General features: G+C 42.3%; 29 protein-coding genes. 27 read left to right on the top strand and 2 right to left on the bottom strand.

Annotation, left to right across the window (positions count from 1 at the left end; all coding sequences use genetic code 11):
• The first annotated feature begins 7 nt into the window (after window positions 1–7).
• Entirely contained in the window at window positions 8–598 is a 591-nt protein-coding gene (locus tag ABES02_RS29245; protein WP_430141456.1) for a hypothetical protein, read from the top strand.
• Window positions 599–1,284: 686 nt separating this feature from the next.
• On the opposite strand, the gene ABES02_RS29240 is transcribed toward ABES02_RS29245, so the two are convergent.
• Complete coding sequence (locus ABES02_RS29240) at window positions 1,285–1,515, bottom strand: hypothetical protein (protein WP_430141454.1); 231 nt, start codon at window positions 1,513–1,515, stop codon at window positions 1,285–1,287.
• Between the two features lie 267 nt (window positions 1,516–1,782).
• Here ABES02_RS29240 and ABES02_RS29235 point away from each other — a divergent pair, with 267 nt between their 5' ends.
• The 22 genes from ABES02_RS29235 (at window position 1,783) to ABES02_RS29130 (ending at window position 17,227) form a co-directional block, all read left to right on the top strand.
• Window positions 1,783–1,929 (top strand): hypothetical protein, encoded by a 147-nt coding sequence (locus ABES02_RS29235; protein WP_430141452.1) that lies wholly within the window; start codon window positions 1,783–1,785, stop codon window positions 1,927–1,929.
• 36 nt (window positions 1,930–1,965) lie between these two features.
• Window positions 1,966–2,172: a hypothetical protein gene (locus ABES02_RS29230; RefSeq protein WP_430141451.1), complete on the top strand. Its 207-nt coding sequence runs from the start codon at window positions 1,966–1,968 to the stop codon at window positions 2,170–2,172.
• Between the two features lie 10 nt (window positions 2,173–2,182).
• Window positions 2,183–2,359, top strand: a complete 177-nt coding sequence (locus tag ABES02_RS29225; RefSeq protein ID WP_430141449.1) for a hypothetical protein — start codon at window positions 2,183–2,185, stop codon at window positions 2,357–2,359.
• A gap of 4 nt (window positions 2,360–2,363) precedes the next feature.
• The gene (locus ABES02_RS29220; RefSeq protein WP_430141447.1) at window positions 2,364–2,537 is read left to right on the top strand and encodes a hypothetical protein; all 174 of its coding nucleotides are present in this window, start codon (window positions 2,364–2,366) and stop codon (window positions 2,535–2,537) included.
• Between the two features lie 31 nt (window positions 2,538–2,568).
• Window positions 2,569–2,973 carry a hypothetical protein gene (locus ABES02_RS29215; RefSeq protein ID WP_430141445.1) on the top strand — a complete coding sequence of 135 codons (405 nt, stop codon included), beginning with the start codon at window positions 2,569–2,571 and terminating at the stop codon, window positions 2,971–2,973.
• Window positions 2,974–3,085: 112 nt separating this feature from the next.
• A complete protein-coding gene (locus ABES02_RS29210; protein WP_430141443.1) occupies window positions 3,086–3,358 on the top strand; it encodes a hypothetical protein in 273 nt (90 codons plus the stop codon).
• A gap of 69 nt (window positions 3,359–3,427) precedes the next feature.
• On the top strand, window positions 3,428–3,874 hold the full coding sequence (locus ABES02_RS29205; protein ID WP_430141441.1) for a hypothetical protein: 447 nt from the start codon (window positions 3,428–3,430) through the stop codon (window positions 3,872–3,874).
• A 165-nt stretch (window positions 3,875–4,039) separates the two neighbouring features.
• On the top strand, window positions 4,040–4,447 hold the full coding sequence (locus ABES02_RS29200) for a hypothetical protein (RefSeq protein ID WP_430141440.1): 408 nt from the start codon (window positions 4,040–4,042) through the stop codon (window positions 4,445–4,447).
• 77 nt (window positions 4,448–4,524) lie between these two features.
• Window positions 4,525–5,247, top strand: a complete 723-nt coding sequence (locus tag ABES02_RS29195) for a hypothetical protein (protein WP_430141438.1) — start codon at window positions 4,525–4,527, stop codon at window positions 5,245–5,247.
• 4 nt (window positions 5,248–5,251) lie between these two features.
• On the top strand, window positions 5,252–5,863 hold the full coding sequence (locus ABES02_RS29190; protein WP_430141437.1) for a hypothetical protein: 612 nt from the start codon (window positions 5,252–5,254) through the stop codon (window positions 5,861–5,863).
• A gap of 24 nt (window positions 5,864–5,887) precedes the next feature.
• A complete protein-coding gene (locus tag ABES02_RS29185) occupies window positions 5,888–6,817 on the top strand; it encodes a hypothetical protein (RefSeq protein ID WP_430141435.1) in 930 nt (309 codons plus the stop codon).
• A 403-nt stretch (window positions 6,818–7,220) separates the two neighbouring features.
• Window positions 7,221–8,171: a tyrosine-type recombinase/integrase gene (locus ABES02_RS29180; protein WP_430141434.1), complete on the top strand. Its 951-nt coding sequence runs from the start codon at window positions 7,221–7,223 to the stop codon at window positions 8,169–8,171.
• A 45-nt stretch (window positions 8,172–8,216) separates the two neighbouring features.
• A complete protein-coding gene (locus tag ABES02_RS29175) occupies window positions 8,217–9,041 on the top strand; it encodes a restriction endonuclease (RefSeq protein WP_430141432.1) in 825 nt (274 codons plus the stop codon).
• A gap of 56 nt (window positions 9,042–9,097) precedes the next feature.
• Window positions 9,098–10,684 carry a GGDEF domain-containing protein gene (locus tag ABES02_RS29170; RefSeq protein ID WP_430141430.1) on the top strand — a complete coding sequence of 529 codons (1,587 nt, stop codon included), beginning with the start codon at window positions 9,098–9,100 and terminating at the stop codon, window positions 10,682–10,684.
• Between the two features lie 29 nt (window positions 10,685–10,713).
• Window positions 10,714–11,199, top strand: a complete 486-nt coding sequence (locus ABES02_RS29165; protein ID WP_430141428.1) for a hypothetical protein — start codon at window positions 10,714–10,716, stop codon at window positions 11,197–11,199.
• Between the two features lie 40 nt (window positions 11,200–11,239).
• The gene (locus tag ABES02_RS29160; protein ID WP_430141426.1) at window positions 11,240–11,452 is read left to right on the top strand and encodes a hypothetical protein; all 213 of its coding nucleotides are present in this window, start codon (window positions 11,240–11,242) and stop codon (window positions 11,450–11,452) included.
• A 60-nt stretch (window positions 11,453–11,512) separates the two neighbouring features.
• Window positions 11,513–14,542, top strand: coding sequence for a DNA topoisomerase (locus ABES02_RS29155; protein WP_430141425.1), 3,030 nt, complete (start codon window positions 11,513–11,515; stop codon window positions 14,540–14,542).
• Window positions 14,543–14,591: 49 nt separating this feature from the next.
• Complete coding sequence (locus ABES02_RS29150; RefSeq protein ID WP_430141423.1) at window positions 14,592–15,014, top strand: hypothetical protein; 423 nt, start codon at window positions 14,592–14,594, stop codon at window positions 15,012–15,014.
• On the top strand, window positions 14,989–15,309 hold the full coding sequence (locus ABES02_RS29145) for a hypothetical protein (protein WP_430141421.1): 321 nt from the start codon (window positions 14,989–14,991) through the stop codon (window positions 15,307–15,309). The genes ABES02_RS29150 and ABES02_RS29145 overlap by 26 nt, the downstream gene beginning before the upstream one ends.
• A gap of 508 nt (window positions 15,310–15,817) precedes the next feature.
• Window positions 15,818–16,243, top strand: coding sequence for a hypothetical protein (locus tag ABES02_RS29140; RefSeq protein ID WP_430141418.1), 426 nt, complete (start codon window positions 15,818–15,820; stop codon window positions 16,241–16,243).
• Window positions 16,233–16,925 carry a hypothetical protein gene (locus ABES02_RS29135; RefSeq protein ID WP_430141416.1) on the top strand — a complete coding sequence of 231 codons (693 nt, stop codon included), beginning with the start codon at window positions 16,233–16,235 and terminating at the stop codon, window positions 16,923–16,925. Before ABES02_RS29140 ends, ABES02_RS29135 begins: the two co-directional genes overlap by 11 nt.
• 38 nt (window positions 16,926–16,963) lie before the next feature.
• Entirely contained in the window at window positions 16,964–17,227 is a 264-nt protein-coding gene (locus ABES02_RS29130) for a hypothetical protein (RefSeq protein WP_430141415.1), read from the top strand.
• A 389-nt stretch (window positions 17,228–17,616) separates the two neighbouring features.
• Here the strand turns inward: ABES02_RS29130 and ABES02_RS29125 are convergent, their stop codons facing one another.
• On the bottom strand, window positions 17,617–17,778 hold the full coding sequence (locus ABES02_RS29125) for a hypothetical protein (RefSeq protein ID WP_430141413.1): 162 nt from the start codon (window positions 17,776–17,778) through the stop codon (window positions 17,617–17,619).
• Window positions 17,779–19,035: 1,257 nt separating this feature from the next.
• Here ABES02_RS29125 and ABES02_RS29120 point away from each other — a divergent pair.
• From ABES02_RS29120 to ABES02_RS29105, 4 genes are all read left to right on the top strand, one after another.
• Window positions 19,036–19,863: an ArdC-like ssDNA-binding domain-containing protein gene (locus ABES02_RS29120; RefSeq protein ID WP_430141411.1), complete on the top strand. Its 828-nt coding sequence runs from the start codon at window positions 19,036–19,038 to the stop codon at window positions 19,861–19,863.
• Between the two features lie 88 nt (window positions 19,864–19,951).
• Window positions 19,952–20,143: a hypothetical protein gene (locus tag ABES02_RS29115; protein ID WP_430141409.1), complete on the top strand. Its 192-nt coding sequence runs from the start codon at window positions 19,952–19,954 to the stop codon at window positions 20,141–20,143.
• 369 nt (window positions 20,144–20,512) lie between these two features.
• Window positions 20,513–20,971, top strand: a complete 459-nt coding sequence (locus ABES02_RS29110) for a hypothetical protein (protein WP_430141407.1) — start codon at window positions 20,513–20,515, stop codon at window positions 20,969–20,971.
• A 13-nt stretch (window positions 20,972–20,984) separates the two neighbouring features.
• The gene (locus ABES02_RS29105) at window positions 20,985–21,581 is read left to right on the top strand and encodes a hypothetical protein (protein WP_430141405.1); all 597 of its coding nucleotides are present in this window, start codon (window positions 20,985–20,987) and stop codon (window positions 21,579–21,581) included.
• The last annotated feature ends 120 nt before the right edge of the window (window positions 21,582–21,701 follow it).

The raw sequence follows: 21,701 nt of genomic DNA, 5'->3' as shown, positions 1-21,701 counted from the left end.
GGGCCACATGGATGATCCTTTGTACGAACAGCACAAAGATGAATTAATGAAATTTGATTTATGGAAAAATATAAAGAATAAGGATATTAGACGAGATCTTTTGAGACATTGGCGCTTAAAAATAGGAGATTATGAGATAAGGCAGGCATGGGGGCTTTCGTTTGGTACATTTTACTACCATTTGCGAGCTTTAGGTTTAACGAAAACTGCAGAAGAAAAAACGGCTAAAGCGGCGGCTAAGCAGTTCGAGACTGAATTGTTAAGTGCCGGAGGGGAAGGCCAGGATTCGCAAAATAAAACGGAACAGCAGACGAGTGACAATAAACGTTTTATCATTAAAGGGAATGAAGTCATTGAGGCTGAGTATGAAGTCGTTCGAGAATCAAACAGGGACAATCCTTCCGGGAATGGTCTTGCAGTAATTTTGGATGAACTGGAGGAACTACAACGGAAGGCAGCTGCAGTTACTTCCGGTGTTTACCTCAATTTTGATTTTAAGGGTGACTATCCGTTGCTTGAAAAAAAGTTCAAGAACATTATGGGGCTGTTGGAAGGCGAAGGGACGTTGCGAGTAAGGATTGAAATTTATCGAGGATAACCAGGATTCTAATGTTCGTTTTTGCCGAATGGATACAAGTGGATTTCTTCAGATACCGATTCCGTTCAAGCTTATGATGGTAGTGCTATCTCTTTTTATATTGGTCGTAGAAGTGAAAAGAAAGCATCACTATGAGGGCGAATCCAGCGCCTAGCCAGAAACAAAGCATATTCGGTAGCTTATCGGTTACAATAGGGTTCATTGACTTTCACTCAATCCCTTTGGTATAATTTTTCCATAAGTAATCAATATTAAGGCAAGGGACAAGTACACAGCCAGGTTGGCTAATTACTGGTTCCTGTGTTCAGAAAAAAAGTAATCTCCAACTTGTCTAGGGTCGGGGGATTACTTTTTTCTTTTACCTACAGAACCGTTCACGATTTTGGCTACGACTACGAGTAGCTTTACTGCGAACAATGCTCCTGCGATAAAATACTTAACGTTTTCATCCATACGCTTCACCCCCTTGCCACAGGATGATAGCGTCCCAACCCGCTTATGTACTTGTCTTATCATTTATTATATCAAGACGTGTATATTATTTCCATTAGCGATGTTTTGCTCGGGGCTGCCGGAATTTTCGAAACCGATTACGGATCGGCTCGTAATTTAATAGAGATAAGTTTTCATTTTTTATATACTCTAATGTTAGCTGGGGCATGCCGGTATTTCCTTCCTCAAATGTGTTACTTTACTCTTCTTAGTTTTGAATGAGTTTGTACCAAGGAGTGTAATTCCTTCCATTGCTTTGTCCATGCTTCGCATTTGTAGGCCATATACTCAATTGTCCTTAATAAACTCTCTATTTCATCTAGTGTTATATCTTGGATCGATTCCGTTACATTTTTTGGTATTGGTTCGCAGCGTGGGATTTCGACCAAAATTCGTTCTACATATCTTTCCACTTCCGTGCGCATTTACCGTCCCCCCCAAGCACTTATATTTCCTATTATTTACATACGCAAGAGAAGTTAAACCCGGTTAGGTTCGAGGTCATTTAGTTGTTTACATATTATGGTATCGGCCCTCTTTTTCGGTGTGAATAGAGGGTTCCGAATAATAGTCTGATAACGTCCGTTATCAGACGTTTTCAGCTGGTAAAACCTTGAAAAACGTCTGATAACTATGGTATAATGGAACTATAAAAACGTCCGATAACTATGCTGCTTTAGGAGGAGTTTGTTTTGAATAGTTGGGCCGACATATCTAACCAAGTTAAGAAGTGCCGGTTCGACGAATTGGTTCCGCTTATCAGAAAGATTGAGAGTCAAATTCAGGATACAGAGATTTCCAACGAACGGACCGGTGCCATGGAAAGTTATGGTGCATAATGTAGGGGATAAGGTGAGTTAGGAGCGTGCATGAAAATGAAAAAGATAATTGATCTTCATCAGAGTACACAAGTGGAACATAAACAGCGTTCTCTTGCTGCAGTGAAAGAGGATTTCGAAAAACACGGAATGGAACGATTGGATGATCTTTTAGAATATTTGTATGAAATAGCTTATTTAAAGGGACAAGTAGATGAACGTCAGTTCATAGATAAAATTCGTTCACATGTATCTAAATGGTAGGGGTGGTTTCATGGAATGGGTTGTCAAATCGACTTTAAAAAGCGGCAAGGTCTTCGAGGAATACGAGGACGGTTCGTGTTATCTTAACGGAAAGCCGATTACTGACGAAGAATTGGCGGCGGCAAGGTTGGATTTGAAGCAAGGGAATTTTTATAACCTAATTTTGCGTGATACATCTAAGGGGTGATTATGTGAAAGCGCGGGGCAACACGAAGGTTATTCTTCAAAAGGTAGAAGAAATTCAAAATCTCGTAGGTAAAGCTTCGGGTTATATAGACGCCAAGGAACAATTTAAAATCCGTACCGAATTAGAACAAGTGTTAAAGCTCTGCATCGAGATTCGGGATATGTACGATCCGATTTAACACTTTGACCATCAATGGAGGTAAATAAGTAATGGGGCCAGTAAAGACTTATCGGACGATGATGGAGCCGCTTATTAAAAGTTTGGAAATGGATGTTGAGGAGCAACTGCAACGAATCGCCAACTACCCGGAAGGTGAAGCTCCGAAGTATATGACCGAGGATCTTGAAAGAATAACAGAGCGTCTGGTATTTATCAGGGAACAATGGGCTGATGCAGAGAAACGAGGTAGTCTTGATGAGCCTATATACGAACAGGGGAGTATAGAGTATTATCGGCATTCCTTTGAGAAGCAACGCATAGAACGTTTGGATATTATTGCCATTCAGGACATACAATTTGTGCTGGAGAATAATGATTTGAAGCCAAATCAAAAAATTAAGAGGCTGAACAATCTTATGAAAGTCTATAAAGAATTTAAAGAACGGAACAGCTGATTAAACATATTGAACGGTTTGGTACAGCCAGGTTCCGAAAAATCACCCGTTACATGAAATGGCCCGTAAAATGGCCCTAGCATGGATGGAAGTCGAATAATGAGGTTTAATTATGAAGCAAACATTTATCGGGGAAGAACATCGTGTACAGATAGTTGCTTTTGATATGACAGGTGAATCAGTTCCAGAATCACTAAGAAAACTGAAGCCGGTTTTTAGTGTATCGATCCTCCCCATTACTGCGAATAAGTCCACTCCGTTTTATCGGGGAGAACAAGTTTACTATGGGGAAGGATTTGGAGCTGCTTGGGGGGTTCTGAGAGCTTGGGTTGATAATCCGAAGTTAGTAATGCCCCGGCGCTGGAAAAGGTTTAAAGGGAATTAACTCTTCACTAGGGGAATGCTGACTAAGTTTGTCGCAAATCAATATCAATAATCATTGGAGGGATCTAATTTGTCATCAAAACAAGAAGAAAAATTATTGCTAAGGAGGATCAACGACTTACGCATCCACCTTAAGCAGATGGAAAAAGGGAAACGAATTTTATTGAGGGATGGACGGATTGGTTTCTTTCAGGGGTACTCCGGTAACGAGGAAATGTTCGATTTTGACTTTAAAGGTGTTATCCAAAGTATCTATATTAACGAGTACGAATCTGTCTTAATTGACGATCCGGCAGTAAAATGTCCAATTTGCAACAGTCGTCTTATTATGGATGGGTATTTATCGGGAACTGATTGTGTTAGGGTGAAATTCTTTGAAAATATATCTAATGACAATTGGATAGCGCCTGATATTAACAGAAGATCTATCAAGACTTGCGCTTGTTATGAATGCGGTTACGTTATGAATTTTGTAGAGGTTAAACCGTTGGTTACATCTAAAGATACAATGGAGTAAAATTCTTAGTTGGACCATCAAGGAGACCATTGAAATTAACAGCCAACGATAGTCTAGTCAAATCAAAATTGATGCTGACTAATTATGGGTTATGGGAATCCACGGATATGAAATATGTAGTTGACCGGAAGTAAGAGCATTTTCTAGGGAGGAGGTCCAAATTAATTGTACAAAATTGTATCTGTACTAATCGTAATTGGACTGATGATTGTATTACTTTCCCGTAATAAGAAGAGAGCCTTGTTTCGTGTAATGGCCCATTATTTGCTCATGTTTGTCCTACCGTATGTAAATTGCAGCATCTATTTTGCCTACTTTCCGTCACCAACGGCACTGACCGACCGGATGAGTGATCAACTCAGTGACGCGAACTGGACGGCAATGTCTCTTTTGCCTTTGTACTGGTTAGTTGCATTTTTTCTTGTTTATCGAATCGTCTATTGGAGAACCCAAGAAGTTGAACGAGCGGACAAAATCAGCATGCGAGTACGTTCGCTGCTGATGTGGGCAACGGTTGCATACGTTTATCATTTTATGTGGATGGGCATCGTCAGTCTCGATAATTTGCCTTAGCATGGTGGCACTTCATTCTAGCTTTCAGCTGCCGAACCGATCCGGATTCTCTTTCGAGACAAAGAAGGGGTGTTTGTATGGATAAGAGCCAGTTACCGCCAGTGAATCTCAAAGCTGTTTTTTATCAGAGAAAAAAATCATTCATCGTGGAATGGCTAAACAGCATCATACCGATGACTGAATTTGAACAAAAAGAATTAGTCCTCCAACGGTTGAATGAGATTATAACGGTTGTGGAGAGACATTATGCTGCAGAGGATTCAAAGCTGATACTGCATGAACGCTTCTTGAATGATTTTCCGGATAAATGTGGCATTGGACCTAGTAAGGTTGAGGCTTACCTTAGTTGCACCACAACGGAACGTAAACGCTGGGAGAGTGAGGGACGGCTGCCGGTAGTGGATCAATTCAATACTGGTACTAATCGAAAACCTATTTGGGTTTCAATGTATTGCCGCCGAACCATCGAGTCTTTGACCGAAGATATCCTGCAGCAATGGCGAATGGATCATGAAACTCAGAAGTCCATGAACCGGCGCGGCAATGAAAATAAAGTAACAATAAATTCCCGATATGTTTCCATTCAAGCGCTCCGGGAAAATGTCAAGGTGTACCGTATCTACGGCCCTGTGTTTATGGAGGGTGATGAAGCACTTGACGAACTTTGGATGAAACACAAGGACAAGCTGCCGTTCGAATGGGAAGATCATAAATGCGTTGTGTTGATGAAAGACGTAACCACTGACGAAATTATACGGTTGCAGTTGTATCCTGGTATCGAGAGTTCCGAGGAGGAATGAGGTAATGGGTGAATCAAAGAATCTTGTGGACTTGGCCGAAGAATTATTTGAGTTTATGGCCAGTGTGGAGATTGAATACCCAAATCATGTGTTATTTCAAAACCTTGGCGAGATCCGGAGCCGAATCTACACCATGACAGCGCAGATCGATAATATACCGCTTTGGAATAAAAATATCGAAAAGACAAATGAGTTTTACAGTGTTCTAAATGAAGAAGTTGGCGGCAACAAAGAGGAACTGGTCAAGCTGGCTTTTAATCACTTGTATGATCGTATAGGCAAAGCGCCCGTTTCGTTTATGATACGAGGCAGCTTAATTCTAATCGTTCCTCTCATTCAAAGAGCTATTGACGCATACATGAAAAGCATGAAGGACGAAAATACCGGCCGGATCGGGGAGATTGTGATATATAGCCCCGAAGTTCTCCCAATGCTTACAATAGAAGAGTTACTTTCATATCGAGATACAATGAAGCCATTATACATAAATAAGGATGACTTAAACGATACCGAAAGTGAACTGATAAAGCACTATATTAATGTAGAAACAGAAATTCATAGAAGAGAAAACCAAGCGCTCCCTGGCCAGCCTGTTCAGAAAAAATTCATCCATTGAATAACGGAAGGAATGAAATTTGGCGTGAAACTGAATTTGAAAGGTAATAAATTGCTTTATGTGCTTGCCATCATTATTAACGCGGTAGGCTTTGGCCTGGCTAATATGGTCGATGTCCTTAGTAATACTCCAAGAAATGTAGAAAATTATCCCGTTATCGAGCTATTCATTTGGACGTTACTTGTCGCGTGGGTAGGATATAAAGGATGGAAACAAAGTTTTTATTGCAACGCGGTTCCGCTGCTTATTTTAATGGTAACTACTATCTTTTATCACAGACCAGATCAACCCGCAATGAACGTCGAGTTCTTTATAGTAATCATCGGCTTAATTCTCGTTACTGCGGGTTTTGTAGTCGGCTTAATATGGCAGTTGATTGAAGCATTTAAAGTAAGTCAGTTCAAAAAGAGATTGCTTACAAAAGCTGCAGAGCGTAAAAGGAATGAGGCCGCAGATGAAGATGAAGAGGATGAACTTGAAACTGTTGAGGTAGACCTGGAAACCTACAATGGTCTAGCAGCTGCTCTACTTAATGAAGAACTTGAAATAGATGAGAGTATGATCCTTGAACATTGGGAGTATCACTCGTATTGTGATCATGGGGACATCCAAGAAGCGATCCAAGCCGCAAAGAAGTTTTACGAAAGAGGACAGGTTGATGATCCGGTAAAGGTTTTAATGTTAAGACTGCCCATGATTTTGAAACCAAGCGGTGCGCGTAAAGAATTTTGCAGAATTGTATTTCACGGTATAGAGGATCCGGCTTCTATCGAGGTAATGGGTATCGTGGAGCGCGAGACTAAAACCTTGGATGCTGTGCCGAGAAAGGAAATTATCGAATATTTGAAAGTCCATTTTGGGGCCACAAGTTATACCATTGAAAGAGGATTGGAAGCGCCACAGGAAAAAATGCCGTTTTATACGGTTCGTTCAATGCAGGCATCGGAAACATAATAAGCGGGAAGATAGCCGCGGCACAAAAAACATCGAGAAGAAAGGAATGTTCTCTATGAATCCTCTTTTGAAAAGACTGTTCATTAGAACGAAGAGGAGGATAAACGCGAAAAATTGCCCTAAATGTGCATCGGGCATCGTGGAAATGGCGGGGTATATACCCATAAAGGCTGGGCCTCTTGAAATGGTTTTAGCATCTTGCATTCCTGACGAAATGCCAGCTATCATCGTGAGCATATGCAGTAAAGATCAATGCGACTATATGATAATGGAGGCAGCCCCGGAATCCCTCTCCCTGTCCAAGAGAATAATGAGGGATACGATGTACGCCCGAAGACTGCCATAATTAGCTTACCATACGAGGAGAGTATTGACTATATGGGTAATCATGGCAGGGGTTTCTATGGAAAATTTTAAAAAATGGATGAGGGCAGAAGGGAAATCTGATCATACGATTCGTAGATACATTCGAATCGCAGATGACTTTCAAGAGTGGTTCATGAAAATAACCAACCAAACTACTTTTGATCCTAAATTAGTGACAGCCCTTGATCTTCAAGATTGGAGAAACTATTTAATTCACGAAGCAACCTATCAACGAAAAAAAGAAGAAGAGATACAAGAATTACGTTATTCAATAAGCTCTATAAACAATTGCATTAAAGGTATTAGGGCTTTTTTCGCTTTCTACATTGATGCCGAGGTCATCAAGAAGAATCCAGCTGCAAAGTTAAGGACCCTAAAGGTACAAAATGATATCGAAGAAGAACCGCGTTGGTTGGAACGAATTGAAAAGAACCGGTTACTGGCCTATATCAACGATGAAGGTTTAAAAGAGAAGAATCCTTGGCGATTTACAAGAAATCGAGCAATAGTCTATTGCGGGTTGCATATGGGCCTGCGCGCTTCCGAAATTGCTGATGCGGAGATCGAAGATGCTGACTTTGAAAGTGGTTTTTTTTATGTGCGTGATGGGAAGGGTGGCAAAGCTGCAAAGCTTCCGATGAACTTAGATTTGCGAAATGCTCTGCTAGAGTGGATCGAAGAACGTAATAAGAAAGATCCTAGATCCAAAAAGCTATTCACTTCACAAAAGAGACAGAATAGCTTAACCGAAAGGGCAATTGACCATATTTACCGCACAATCAGCAAGCAAACAGGAATCAAAAATTTAACGTCCCACGTTCCTCGGCATACGTTCGGGCATGATTTAATAGAACGTGGCAGGCCACTAAACCAAGTTGCCGATGCGATGCGACATGCCAATGTGAATACGACTCGAAAATATACCAAGTCCAGCAACCGTGAGCTTAAAAATAGCCTAGATTCGCTTTCCGGAGAGAGGGATATGTAAAATGCTGTTACTCCAAATCGGTCTTGCAAGCAGGCGAATGAAATCATGAGCAATAGACGAAGACGTTACAAAAAAAAATCGGCTGCCATGGATTTTTTATTTATCGTCATTTTCCTTGGCATTGCCGTTTATATGATGGTTACTGCCGATGAAAACACGCACTTAAAATTAGGGAAAAACTTATTGTTTCAGGGATTAAAGCTGCCGCCATGGTATACCATCGTAGGAACCATATTGGCTCTAATTACCCTGCGATGGGGAATGGGCTTTGTCATTCATAGGATCCGAAGAAAAGCAGCTGAAAAACGCCTTCGGCTTTCTGGAATCCAGGATATCGATCAAATGACAGGCTATGAATTTGAAGATTACCTAACTGTCTTTTTTAAAGATTTAGGATATAAGGTTGAAGATCATCAAGGCGGAAAAGGAGATAAGGGGGCCGATAAAATTCTGATTGAACCAGTCACCAGGAAGCGTATTTGTGTGCAAGCCAAATGTTGGGGCAAGAACATATCGTTTAGTGCGGTCCAAGAAATATTCACGGCCAAGAGTCTTTATGAGTGTGATGAAGCCTGGATAATTACAAATCGCGGTTTCACCAAGCAAGTTAGGGAAACTGCTGATGAGTTGGGCATCGACTTATGGGATCGGGACAGACTCATGGATAATATGTATCGATATAATCAAGGGAAAATGAAAAAAGCAAAGGAACAAGGCGTAGCGTTTATAGCTTCGCCAGGATCGGATGTTTTTCACGATCTATCCTGCGAACTTGGAAGAGGATTACACAAACGCCCCGGAAGCTTAACATTTCCGAGCTATAACCAAGCGGTGCAATCGGGTCGCCGTAAATGCAATTGCTTCAAATAATTATCAATAAAGATAGATTCATAGGAATATTTTCACGAAAGAAAAGGTGATCAGGTTTGCTTTATACACATCCGGATCTATTACCGGGGCTTTTATTGCTGGCCTTGCTTTTGGCAATGACCACGATGGGATTTATGCTCTATCAACGATGGCTTAGCCGTTCCTATTTAATTTTTACTGTAACACAAGCAGCAGCTGCTTCATTTTTTCTACTAATTGTAAGTGCGGCGATATTTAATAGTAACTCAAACTTTGTAGGGTTACTACTTGCCTCCTTATCGGTGACAGCTTTCATCGCCGTTCAAACCGGCTTTTTGATCTTATTTCAGCCGAAAACAAATAAGGAATTATACATATACTTCTGCTTCGCGGCAGGCAGCATTTTTCTTGGGATCCTATCGATCTTTGTAAGTGGCTTAATTACTAGCATTTTACTTACAGTCCTAACCATTGTTTTTACCGCTTACTTCTATCTGAAAGCAATGCCTAAATTGCCGAAACGCAATAAATTTAATGCAGCCATGAGTATCAATACCATCGCGGTGCTGCTTCAAATCGCTTACTTAATTGAGGGAAGTCCGGCGATCCTGGCGCTTCAATTGACTGCCAGCTTGGGTTATTATGCCGTCATGTTCTATATCTTTTTTGAAAGAATCGTAGATTTGATGGAAGCTGTTTCGTACTCATCGGTTATGGATGGATTAACGAGTCTTTACAATAAGAACTATTTCAAAAAAAAGGTTGCCGAAGCTTTACATACGGGAAAAACATCCTATGTTCTGTTCAGCGATATTGACAACTTCAAGAAACTAAATGACACGTTAGGACATCAGGTTGGCGACGAAATGCTAAAGTTTGTAGCCAGGATCTTAAAAGAAACTTGTAATGATATGGGTCTTGCCGGGCGCTATGGTGGCGAGGAAATGGTCGCCCTTTTTACACATCCAAGAATGGATATGAACGACATAGCCGAATTGTTCCGAGCCAGAGTGGAAGAAGAATCTAAAGCTATTACGCCGGTTACGGTTAGTGTAGGCATCTGCAAAAGCAGACCCGATGTTACTGCCGAGGAATTTATTAAGATGGCCGACGAAGCTATGTATCGGGCGAAGCACACCGGGAAAAACAAAGTAATTGATTTCGACGAGATGGACGAAGTAGAGAGCCAACCGTCAATAAAAGAGGCCGAAGAACCGGCCGTAATGCAAACAGTTGAATTGACTCATGAATTGAATTCTCCTGAAAAACCGGAGGTAATTCATGAAGTAGCTGCAGCTGCCGAAGAAAAGGAACAGATGTATACGATAACGCCAGCTGCAGAGCAATATCCGGACCTATCAAATAAACCGGTAGCAGAACAAGAGAATGAAAATAAAGGGGTCGAGCAACCTTCTCTTTCGAGAGAAGACCATGAAGCTCCGGACCACGAATCGATTGAAAAATCAACAGAGATACAAGTAAGCAGTTCCATAAAGAAAATCGACGATGCCCTTATCGATGCTATGTTCCCCAACACTAAGACAGATACGTCAGGCGAGAACAACGATGCTCTCAGCACAACCGAGGATCAAACAAGGGACGATAATAATGCTCCAAATACCGAAAATACGCCAACAAGGAAAATTAGAAATCCATTTGCTTAACACTTACGAACAAGGAGGACTGTATTTAGATGGAATGGTATCGTATCACCGAACGTCTTTATTTTGATTACGTGGATGTGCAGATTATATTGGGTGAAACATTTGAGGCCGAAGAAACAATCAAATCAATGGTTGCAAAATCTTCGGTTTCCAATGCTATTCTCCGTGATGGTTCATTGACATACAGCTACAACGGTAATGAGGTAACAATTCATGAAAATCAAAGGGAGCTATATCACTTCGAGGTATGTAAAAAGAAGCTGCCACCGCCCTTGTCACTAAAAACGATTCGTGAAAGCAAGGATGTCGATTCTCTTATTTGGGATCCGGAGCGTATGACTACAGGTGATGACTATGCGCGGGTCGAATGGACACTTGCTGAAACGTGGTGGCTATTAAAAAGCCTTTCGAAGGATAAAAACAAAGAAGAATTTTCCTTCTCTTCATGCTCCTACGGTATCCAGCGTAAAGAGCTGCAGAATGGGGAAGAGGTTTGGGTGAATGTTGTTTTATAGAATAAGGAAATTCAAAATCGATATTTGAGGGGCGATTATAATGGCCAGGTACGATGTTGAAGTTAGTTGCCTAGCGCAAAAAGAGTATTGCAAGGCCAACGATGTTCCTAATTTTGCGCCATCCGACGGTATTTGTTGGAGCTGTGATATAAATATTTATAAATTAAACGGGAATAGCGGAATCAGCGTAGAAAAAGCCGGGAGCGAGCATATCACTGGCTGTCCCCATTGCAAGCGAACATTTTTGGACTAATTATTTATCGAAAAAAGCGATCTTATAGATTAATAGTTGTGCAGGGGGAGAAACAACAACATGTATAACCGAGTCATATTGGCTGAAAAGCCAGCCATGGGAACCGATATAGCCCAAGCATTGGGGCTGAAAAGTAAAGGGCGGCATTACCACACATTGACCAATGGGGATGTCGTTACATGGGCCATCGGCCACGTTATTCAGCAGAAAGAACCGGACAGTTACCCGGAATACAAGGAATGGAAGCTTGAAAATCTGCCGTTCATTCCGGATCCGGTCCTTACCGAAGTTGATCCAGATAAAAAGGACCAGGTTAAAGCGATTCGAGAGCTTGTGAGCAAGGCCAAATGCGTTGTAATTGCTACGGACGCAGGTCGCGAAGGGGAGCATATCGCGCGCCTTACGCTTCAAGAATGTAATTACCCGGTCAATGAGCCGGGCCGCGCCTTGCGTTTATGGCTAAGTGATTTAACGCCGGAAACGATCCAAAAAGCGTATGCGAACATGAAAGATGCACGGCATTACGATAACTTGGCGGCATCGGCCCAAGTGCGCGCCAATGCGGATTTTTGGATGGGGATTACGGCTACACGGTTCTTTTCCATTATGGTTAAGGACATCTCCAAGGAGGCAGCCACCTTATCGGCTGGCCGGGTCCAAACCCCCACTCTACGGATTGTATATGATCGGGAAATGGCCATTCAAAACTTTGTGCCGCAACCGTTTTACGTGCTTGTCAGCGAATTTCAGACCACAAACGGAAATTATCCTGGCCAGTGGTTCAAAGAAAATGCCGAAGGGAAAGCCGTCTACCGATTCGATACGAAAGAAAAGGCCGACGAGATCCGGAAGAAAGTGCAGGGACAGCAGGGAAGCGTTATTCAATACACTGAAAAATCGGTTAAACGTTCCGCACCGCTGCTGCTTCATGAAACTTCTGTGAAGTCAGAAGCGCGAAAACAGCTTGGATTTAGCCTTCAAAAGACAAAGAAGGTTTTGCAGGAAGTGTACGAAAAGAAATTCTGCTCTTACCCGCGTACAAACAGCCGTCACTTGTCAGAGAACGCAGCTGATGAGCTGCTAGAAAGATTGACTAAGCTGCAGAAAACGAGCAAGTACCAGGAATACTTTCCCGAAACCCTTGAAAGTATTAAAGGAAAAACCCGGTTTGTAGACAATAAAAAAGTAGGCGAGCATCATGCGATCGTTCCAACAGACCGTAACCCGGAAGATTTTAAAAACGATGAGAAATATAAGCTCACCGCCGATGAGGAGAAGCTGTATGAGCTAATTTTGCGGCATACGCTGGCCGCGTTTCATCCGGAAGGCGTAGACAAAGAAACCGAAGTGATTACATCCGTTGCGGGTGAAAGCTTTATCTCCAAAGCTGTTATAGTTGTAACCGATGGCTGGCGAAAAATTTCGAAACCGCAGCAGGATCCGAACGACTCCATCGAAGATGAAAGTAAGGCCGACCAGCTAGGAAACGTTAAAAAAATTCCGCAGCTGCGGGAAGGCCAGGCGGCAACCGCCGCAAAAATCGAAACTCATACCGGAAAAACGAGTAAGCCAAGGCGCATGTACGACTCTGACTTGCAAGAGGCAATGGAACACGCCGGTCGTCATGTAGATGAGCAAACCACAGATGAAGAAATCATGGAATATCTTAAAGCCGGGATCGGTACACCGGCCACCCGTTCGGATATCATTAACACGCTAGTACGGCAAAAATATATCGAAATTGAAAAAAATCTGGTGTATCTAACCGACAAGGGAAAACACTTCATTGAATTAATTTACGATCATCCAATAGCCTCCATCGAGCTGACCGGGGAATTTGAGAAAAAGCTGAACGATGTAGCCGAAGGGAAGCAATCCGCTGCCGCGCTCTTGGATGAGTTCAAGTCATTCGCCCGGAATATTCTCAGCATGAAGGAAAAGCTGCAGCAGCAGATCGAGGCAAAGCTAAAAGACAACAAAAAGCTTTCCCTGTTCTCCAATATTGAAGAAGTCGGTACATGCCCGTTATGCGGCAAGCCGGTCATTGAGGGATCCAAGGGATACGGCTGCAGCGCTTGGAAAGAAGGATGCAAATTCACCATCTGGAAAGAATTCCGGAAGGTAAAGCTCCGCGAGAAGCAAATCAAAAATCTTCTTGAAGGAGAGGAAATCCTGGTTAAAGATATACCCCCATCCGAAGAAGGAAAATCGGCATATGACGTATTCTTGTCCCTTAAAGATGGCCAGCTGCAGACGAGATTCCCAACCGTAGAAGACCGAAGCTTGGGAGACTGCCCGGTATGCAAAAAACCAGTCATTGAAAAGGAAAAGACTTACGGCTGCAGCGGTTATAAAGAAGGTTGTAAATTTGCCGTATGGAAGGAGTACCGCAAGGTAGAGCTGCCGGTGAAAGCAATAAAAGCATTGCTGGCCGGGAAGGAAGTTATTTTAGAGAACGTACCACCATCCGGAGAAGGTAAACAGCCTTATGATATTTATTTGTATCTCAAAGATGGCCAACTCCAGACGAGGTTTCCGACAGTAGAGGATCATAGCATTGGGGATTGCCCGCTATGTAAAAAGCCGGTTGTTGAGAAGGAAAAAACCTACAGCTGCAGCGGCTATAAAGATGGTTGCAAATTCACCCTATGGAAAGTGTTTCGAAAAGCGGAAGTACCGACGAAAGCGGCGAAAGCATTGCTGTCCGGAAAAGAAGTCTTATTGCAAAACATCCCGCCGTCCGACGAAGGAAAAAAGCCATATGATGTTTACCTGTATCTTAAAGATGGCCAGCTACAGACGAGGTTTCCGACCACAGAAGATAACAGTATCGGGGCATGTCCTCTCTGCAGCAAGCCGGTCGTTGAAAGTGAAACCTATTATGGTTGCAGCTCTTGGAGGCAATCCGGCTGCAAATTTAAGTTAAGTAAAGAGTTCTTAGGTGTAAAGATCACTTTAGGCCAATTCAAAAAGATCATCAAGAATGGGAAGACGGACAAGCTTACCGGGTTCAAAGGCGGCAAAACCGGATCATTTGATACAGCACTTGGATACGACAAGGTTCAAAACCGTTATTCTTTCGTGAAATAGGCTCTGATTCGAGGGCTGCTGGCCCCCATTAAAAGGAGAGAGATTCTGGATGAAAGAACAATTACAAGTAAGTCAAGTCCTGCAACTCCTTTCGGTCATTGGAGAATTAAAACGCATGGAGGAAAAGATTGAATCCTTATTCATGGCTGATAAAACAAAATTTTTCGAATCACCTTTGTATCAGCTGGAAAATATGGTTTTGGATTTGATTATTCCGGATCGTGAAACGCTGGAGGCCAGCGATCAAGAAGAGTTTTTCAAACGGCTATTGAAGGATCCGCAATTAAATAAGATCGACGATGAAACCTTATTCTTAAAACATATTATTCCTGCTATGGGGTTACAGGGAGATCCACGGAATCTATATTATAGTGGGATGCAGATGCATTTAAGGGGCGTTCAGCGTCAACTAGAAGAAGAAAGCAGGCGTTGGGGAGGGTTGCCGAATGAAGCTTCAAACGGCAAGAATTAAGGCGAAACGGGAAACGTTGAAGGCTCTGCAGAGTGCTGAACCTGGAACCCGCTATCAGCGGCATTTATGGTGCGAAGTTTGCGGACAGAATCAGGATCGGTGGACCATCCATTTGATGAAGGCAAAGCAAGATTTGAAGTTAGTCATTCCTGGCGCAAATGGTATGCCGGAAACAATGGCCTGCGATTCATGTATCGCAAAACACAAACTTGAAAAATCCACAAGTATCCAAGCCATGAAATTTGATGGCGTTGGCGATGCCATAAAGGAGTTTGTGCAAAACAAAAAACAATGAAACCGATGGTAGCCCGCGGCTGGCCGCTGCCTTTGATTATGGAGCCGTCAAGGTTTACCTTCGGCGGCGGCGGCCGCCGACCTTGACTGCTCCGCTGGCCGGGCGTTGCCCGGATGGTTGCGAAACGGAAACTTACCGTTTCACCCCGGATTAGATTTGTCTCGAAAAACCGTGAAATTCTGCATTCGGTTCGTTTCCTACCGGAAACAGTCGGATCGGTATAAAACTGCAGACAAGCTTTTGAATCAGCTGGTTAGATTGATCGAGCCGAAGCTTTGTATGAGGCCATCAAAATATAATTCTGATGTGCTGCGGCGCACGGAGTAATTTCCTTTCGGTAAAGCTAAGTCTGTTATACAAGAAATATAATGAAGCAGGATTGCACGTTGTAAGAGCGTATGGAAAATAATCGACTTCACGCAGAAAACAGTGATAAAATTATTTGTGGAACCACATTATTCCAATTGGGTGCATTAAGGCTCGAAAAGAAAAGTAGGGGCTGAGGATTATGGCGAACGACAAGGCAACGATTTATTTAGATATTTTATTGTCTGCAGGACCTCATCCGTCTGACAAGGGATTGAAGAAAGTGTTTGATCTCATGGGGTATTCGTCCGATCAAAGATCGGAAATTATGGTGTTATTCAATAATGCAAGACGCATCTTTTTTGATGAAAGTAAAGGATATATTTCGATAAATGGATTGATGTTGGATTTTAAAGCTTGCTTTTGTTTTACAGGGATCATTTTCTTGCTTGGTACAATATTTTCGTTATTGGATTTTCAATACGCGGTGTTATATTCATTGATTCCATCTCTAATTATCATCTTTGTATTAACGATTAAATATAAGTTGATGAGGCCGATATACGAGGAATCTATTTGGAGAAGATCGGTTCAAAAAGCACTAAATGGGGCTTCTAATGGGGGTTAAAGTTCAAATTAGGGACTTTCATTCTAAACATTCTTACAATTTGGGTCTTGGTATTTTGGCTCATACGATTGTAGCCTTTATATTATTACTGCTTCCAATCCTTATCATCGATCCTCTTGTTTTTCCCGATATTATTAAAGTATTTATTCTATGGGTCTTACGTTTTCTCATGGCTGCTTCGATCATTACAGGAGTTGTAGTGTTGTTCCATACATTCACTCATTTTAGGCCGGTAATTTGGTACACGTCAAAAGATATTATTGATAGAACTAAAAAAGCTAAATATTATGAAATCCACACATTGCCACCTAAGTTAACTGAACGTAGCAAACATGGAAGATTAATGCTATTTAGAGTCTATGAATTGATGCATAAGATTGCATGCTCTCCAATAGATCCGAACCACAGGCATTACGCAGTTATTATAAGCTCTTTAATTACAGATCGTAAAATTCCAAAAACGTTAAAAAATCATTTTTATAGTGGCCAACCATCCTATTTAGAAAAGGCTGGCAACGTGTGTGGCGAAACCTTATACAGTATTTTGGGTTTGCGAAAACCATTATTTTTTTCAAAAAATTATAAAGTGAAAAAGTATTTTATTTCAATGGATGATTTAACTGATGAACAAATTAAGTTACTATGGGATCTAAGAGGGAAGTATTTGAAAGAACGGGAATAAGATTTGAAAACAAATAATTTTCATGGGGGCATGAAGGCATGGAGCTGAATCCGGAAGAAAGAGAGCAGTTGCGCCGGGTCGATATGGGCGAAATCAGCCAGGATGAATATGACCAGTGGCTACTGAATCGAGCAAAAATTGAGTACGCCATAAAAGAAGCACGGGCTAGTTTGGAAATCGAGGGGAAGCAGCTGCAGGAAGGTGCTGAGGATTTGATTCGGAGCGCGTTAAACGGTGAGATAGACGAAAAGAAGTTTATAGAGTTGGCTTTGGAACTGGCCAAAGGAGGAAAAAAGAAATGATCGAAGCGAAACGCCGGTCGATGTTTCAAGGCTCAGTCTGATCCGGAAATATCTCTAAAATCTTCTCGAAAGAAATTTGGATCCCCCAGCTCGTTCAATCAATCGGGCCGACCAAGCGAACGACTGGCCTCTAATGGCGGGCAAAAACCAGCCCACCATCATGGTTAGTCGCCTACCTCTTCGGTTTTTTAATTCTCTTCTTACTTTTGTTATTAGGATGTGAGTGTATGAAAATCATATTTGGTTTATTAGTTTTCGCGATTATAATTTTTGCACCTTTGATACTCTACAATCTTATTCGCTTTGGTCCAGGTAATGGGAATGGAAGAAACTAAAGGATAGCCGGATCCATTTGCTGTGCAAACGAGCTAAAGGATACTCATTATCGCTTAATCGGCAATTAGATCTTTGCTTGCAAGAAGGAAGTAATGCTCTTGATCCGTTCCATGTACGATTACTCTACCTTCGGCATCTGTGTCCATATCTAGAACTTCGGAAGTCGTAAGCTTTTTAAATTCAAACGTTTTCATATGAATAACGTGATAGATCATCTTGTACCTCCGGTTTCTTTTACATCAATCATATTTTAAGAATTAACTACCGGCTACAGGATAATTTTGGGTGCTTTCTTTTTTATGGGGCTGAGAGTTACTAATTTCTTCCCTGGATCATGTAATATTCGGAAATAGGAAATTTGGATCCCCCAGCTCGTTCAGTCGGGAAAGCCAAGCGACTCACCGGCTCTAAGGCGCAAGCGCCTAAGACCCGATAGATTCCATTGGCCTTCATTTCCTCCTTTGCGTTCCGAAGAAAAATCGATTTAAAAATCAATGAATAAAAAGCAAAAATAATGACCATAATGATAATAGATCTCTTTCATCAGCCTAGCGGATTTGCCGCCAGGCTCTTTTTATTTCGAAAAAAGACAATGCTTCGCCACCGGATCGAGCTTTGCTTGTTCCGTTATTTCTATAATGCCCAAATTAATTCAACTTCATACGTTGTTCTACGGTTTATTTTCTTTCGTTAAAGTGGCCCGTTTTCTAATTGTTTTGCAAACCCATCTGAAATGCGCTCATTCCGCAGCTGGACACTTATACCCCTGCACTTGGAAAAAACCTCTTGAATACAAAATCCTGGAAGTTCAAACCCCTCTGGAAAGAGATTAAATTCAACCCCTTAAAGGACTTCAAATTCCTACACCCAAAGACGAAGATCAAACCTTACCGGCTTTGATAACAGAAGCAGTATGGTGCGAAGCATCTTGCATATTTCGTTTTCAATCCGCGTTCATCCGGACGTATGCCGTATCCGTCAAGCATAGCCAACCACGCCGAACCTCTCCGCGCAAAGGTGAAAAAACTTTTTGGCAAAGACGGCCAAAAACTTTTTTCATCCCGGCTGAGCCGGGCAGACCCTTGCACTCCGAGAACCGGCGCGGTTAATCGGGCTATGACGGATACGACATACGGATGAACTGCTCCTTTGAAAACTACATATGCAAGACGCTAGTTTCGCAAACCGGCTTTCTGTTCTCAAAGCCTTAAAGATTTCCGCTCATCGCCGCTCGGGCTAGAACGGAAAACGAAGCCGGATAAAGGGGTAAGAATCCAAAATCTCACGAGGAGTTGTTGAAAATGTCCAAAGCTCAATTGATTATCGCTCAATCCCGAATCGCTCGTTTGCAAGCGCTGAAAAACCTAACGGTTCAAGGATCCTTGATTCTTCGCTAATCGCTAATCCGATAACGGGCCGGAGTTCCGGCCCCAAATTCCCTATAAATCAAACTTTAAGGAGTGTTTTCCATTATGACAAAGACAAACCATAAAGAGCCGAAAGTAAATGAGCTGTACGCAAAACTCAAAGAAGGGGTTCAAAAAGTGTACTTTTCCGATAAATGGAAAGAGATTTTGCTATTCCAATCACGGTTCCATAACTATTCTTTCAATAACATGATGCTTATTTACTTCCAATGCCCGACAGCAACCTTTGTCGCAGGATATACGGATTGGCAGAAGCTTGGCCGTCAAGTGCAATACAAGCAAGAAGGCATCAAAATTTTGGCTCCAAGCTACAAAATTGAAAAAGACGAACAGACAGGAGAGAAGAAGAAAAAGCTTGTAGGTTTTCATCAAACATCGGTTTTCGATGTGAGCCAAACCAAAGGAGCGCCACTTCCGAGCCTTACACACGAACTGACAATGGAAACCGCGACTTTGCGCGATTTCTACGAGACTTTAAAGGCGGTTTGCCCGTTTCCGGTCGAGGAAAAGACGATCACGAACGGTTCGAAAGGTTATTTCGACCATTTGACCCAAAGCATCGCCGTTAAAAAGGGAATGGCCGCTTTGCACAAATGCAAAACCTTAGTGCATGAAATGGCTCACGGTTACTTGCACACGAACAGCGACAAGTCAAAAGAAATGAAGGAAGTCGAAGCCGAGGGAACCGCGTTTGTCGTTCTTTCATACTTCGGATTTGATACAAGCAATTACAGCTTTCCTTATGTAGCTGGCTGGAATGGTTCCGCGTTTGCCGATCATATCCAAAAGGCTGGGGATACCATCCAAAAGACAGCGGAGAAACTGATTGCCGAGATCGAGAAGGAAATGAGCAAGAAATCCGCCGCCGCGTAACAGCGGCGAACGCGGCCCCGACCCCCAAAAGGGGGCCGGGGCATCCCATTCAAACACATGATTTTATACCTATTAAGGAGTGATAAAAATGAATAATGCACTAGTTAAATTTTGCGAATCAAAAGGAGTAATCAATCTGCAATATGTATCTGAGGATAAGGCTAGGGAATATTATTCCGGTTTCTGTCCTGCAATTAATAAAAAAATCTCTGTAATGTATGCATACTTTCAATTTGGTACGGTTTGGTTTGATGGTGTTATATCTGGCATGGCAAGATAAAAAGGATCAATCAGCGGCCCAAAGCGCCTCTGCCCCCTTTGGGGCCGGGGATCCATTCCCTTTAAGAACGGAGGCACAACCTATGAAGTTCAATTTTTATGCGATAGTGATAACGACAGGCGGTTAGCTGAATATATTGGCCCATTCCAACGATGACGGATCCGTTCACGCCGAACTGGCCGACGAGTTTGGACCGTGGAACAAGGCGTTTTTTGACCTTTCCGAGTTTCGTAGTTGGTTCAGGCAGCTGCACATTAAAAACGTATTACGCAAAGGCGAAAGCGTTTCTTAACCCGAACCCCCTGGGAGCCGGATTCACCGGCTCCCAGGGGGAAGATCAAGGAAAATACATAAGTGGAGGTTTTAACAATGCAATATACATTCACAGTGAAGCGCAATAGACAATCAGTTACACAAGGCTCAGTAACGGTGTATCTGAATGACATTGAAATCTTGACCTTTGGTGACACCATCGAATTAATCCAAGAAGGGCAGCAGCACCACGGAGAAATGATTGGAAAATGGGCAAGTGTAAAGCCTGATGAAGATTTTATAAAAGGCGTGTTGTTTCATCCATATGATGAATATTACAAGTACAGCGACAAAGTAAAGAAAGTGCTAATTTCTAAAAATTCCAAGCGGTTTGAAGAAGCAAACGGAATTATATTTACTGTTAATGAAATGACAGACGAAATTAAAGAATATTTCGATGGTCGCGGAATTGAGTTTCATGAATTGATAAACGGTATTTATTATACAGAAACGGTAATGTCAATGACAGAATTTAAGCAATTAGAAAATATCATTCAGATAAAACATATAGCATAGCAGGAGGGCCACAATGAGTCAAACCAAAATATGGGCATGTCCGAATGGCTGTGAGATCAAAACTGTGCTTGTGTGCGGCGGCGATCTAGGGAAAATCGGGAAACCCAATATCTACTTTCATATGCAGCTGGATGGAACGTACACCCATTTACATGCAGACGGTTACGGATCCGTTCCGGATGAATGCCACAAACATGCAGACGGTGGATGCTGTACGGAACCCCAATGCCCCGAATGCTTGTCATACTGTAAGCAGGAGGAAGTCAAAAGAAAGACTTACAAAAGCGAGGGACAGCTAAAGTTTTTAGAGTCTCTTTGTGGGAAAGGGCTAACACTCTATCACATGCTTGAGGAAAGCTGGCCGGAAATCCATTCCTTTTTTCCACTGACTGAAAATGTGTCTAAACTATCGCTTTCCATTATGTCGGCCCTTGATACGGCTGGATTTTCGATAGAGCAGATCGAGGTAGCGCCATATAAGGCAAAAAATCCAGATGAGAGTCACCATGAAATTCGATTTCTCTTTGATCTGACCTTATTTGAAGATGAAGCGTTACGGCGTTGTACCACGTTGCTGGACGAGCTAACGAAAACCCGGCTGGATGCTTAAACCCAAAAAACTAACCCGACCCCATCGGGCCGGGAATCCCCAAAAACAGCTCTCGAAAAGAGAGGGCTGTTTTTTTGTTGCCCTTTTCCGGATCCAAAGCCGCACCGGCCAGGACGCGCA

Source organism: Neobacillus pocheonensis, assembly GCF_050477905.1.
In the GTDB taxonomy this organism is placed as follows: Bacteria; Bacillota; Bacilli; order Bacillales; family Cytobacillaceae; genus Neobacillus; species Neobacillus pocheonensis_A.
Note: the sequence above shows the minus strand (reverse complement) of the source record. Positions and strands in the feature narration are given on the sequence as shown.

Bases quoted from the DNA above. Each gene is read 5' to 3' on its own strand.
- ABES02_RS29155 (WP_430141425.1), top strand. From the start codon at position 11,513: ATGTATAACCGAGTCATATTGGCTGAAAAGCCAGCCATGGGAACCGAT.
- ABES02_RS29245 (WP_430141456.1), top strand. From the start codon at position 8: ATGGATGATCCTTTGTACGAACAGCACAAAGATGAATTAATGAAATTT.
- ABES02_RS29210 (WP_430141443.1), top strand. From the start codon at position 3,086: ATGAAGCAAACATTTATCGGGGAAGAACATCGTGTACAGATAGTTGCT.
- ABES02_RS29160 (WP_430141426.1), top strand. From the start codon at position 11,240: ATGGCCAGGTACGATGTTGAAGTTAGTTGCCTAGCGCAAAAAGAGTAT.
- ABES02_RS29230 (WP_430141451.1), top strand. From the start codon at position 1,966: ATGAAAAAGATAATTGATCTTCATCAGAGTACACAAGTGGAACATAAA.
- ABES02_RS29140 (WP_430141418.1), top strand. From the start codon at position 15,818: ATGGCGAACGACAAGGCAACGATTTATTTAGATATTTTATTGTCTGCA.
- ABES02_RS29215 (WP_430141445.1), top strand. From the start codon at position 2,569: ATGGGGCCAGTAAAGACTTATCGGACGATGATGGAGCCGCTTATTAAA.
- ABES02_RS29165 (WP_430141428.1), top strand. From the start codon at position 10,714: ATGGAATGGTATCGTATCACCGAACGTCTTTATTTTGATTACGTGGAT.
- ABES02_RS29115 (WP_430141409.1), top strand. From the start codon at position 19,952: ATGAATAATGCACTAGTTAAATTTTGCGAATCAAAAGGAGTAATCAAT.
- ABES02_RS29145 (WP_430141421.1), top strand. From the start codon at position 14,989: ATGAAGCTTCAAACGGCAAGAATTAAGGCGAAACGGGAAACGTTGAAG.
- ABES02_RS29175 (WP_430141432.1), top strand. From the start codon at position 8,217: ATGAGCAATAGACGAAGACGTTACAAAAAAAAATCGGCTGCCATGGAT.
- ABES02_RS29225 (WP_430141449.1), top strand. From the start codon at position 2,183: ATGGAATGGGTTGTCAAATCGACTTTAAAAAGCGGCAAGGTCTTCGAG.
- ABES02_RS29120 (WP_430141411.1), top strand. From the start codon at position 19,036: ATGACAAAGACAAACCATAAAGAGCCGAAAGTAAATGAGCTGTACGCA.
- ABES02_RS29125 (WP_430141413.1), bottom strand. From the start codon at position 17,778: ATGATCTATCACGTTATTCATATGAAAACGTTTGAATTTAAAAAGCTT.
- ABES02_RS29240 (WP_430141454.1), bottom strand. From the start codon at position 1,515: ATGCGCACGGAAGTGGAAAGATATGTAGAACGAATTTTGGTCGAAATC.
- ABES02_RS29180 (WP_430141434.1), top strand. From the start codon at position 7,221: ATGGAAAATTTTAAAAAATGGATGAGGGCAGAAGGGAAATCTGATCAT.
- ABES02_RS29135 (WP_430141416.1), top strand. From the start codon at position 16,233: ATGGGGGTTAAAGTTCAAATTAGGGACTTTCATTCTAAACATTCTTAC.
- ABES02_RS29190 (WP_430141437.1), top strand. From the start codon at position 5,252: ATGGGTGAATCAAAGAATCTTGTGGACTTGGCCGAAGAATTATTTGAG.
- ABES02_RS29105 (WP_430141405.1), top strand. From the start codon at position 20,985: ATGAGTCAAACCAAAATATGGGCATGTCCGAATGGCTGTGAGATCAAA.
- ABES02_RS29150 (WP_430141423.1), top strand. From the start codon at position 14,592: ATGAAAGAACAATTACAAGTAAGTCAAGTCCTGCAACTCCTTTCGGTC.
- ABES02_RS29110 (WP_430141407.1), top strand. From the start codon at position 20,513: ATGCAATATACATTCACAGTGAAGCGCAATAGACAATCAGTTACACAA.
- ABES02_RS29130 (WP_430141415.1), top strand. From the start codon at position 16,964: ATGGAGCTGAATCCGGAAGAAAGAGAGCAGTTGCGCCGGGTCGATATG.
- ABES02_RS29195 (WP_430141438.1), top strand. From the start codon at position 4,525: ATGGATAAGAGCCAGTTACCGCCAGTGAATCTCAAAGCTGTTTTTTAT.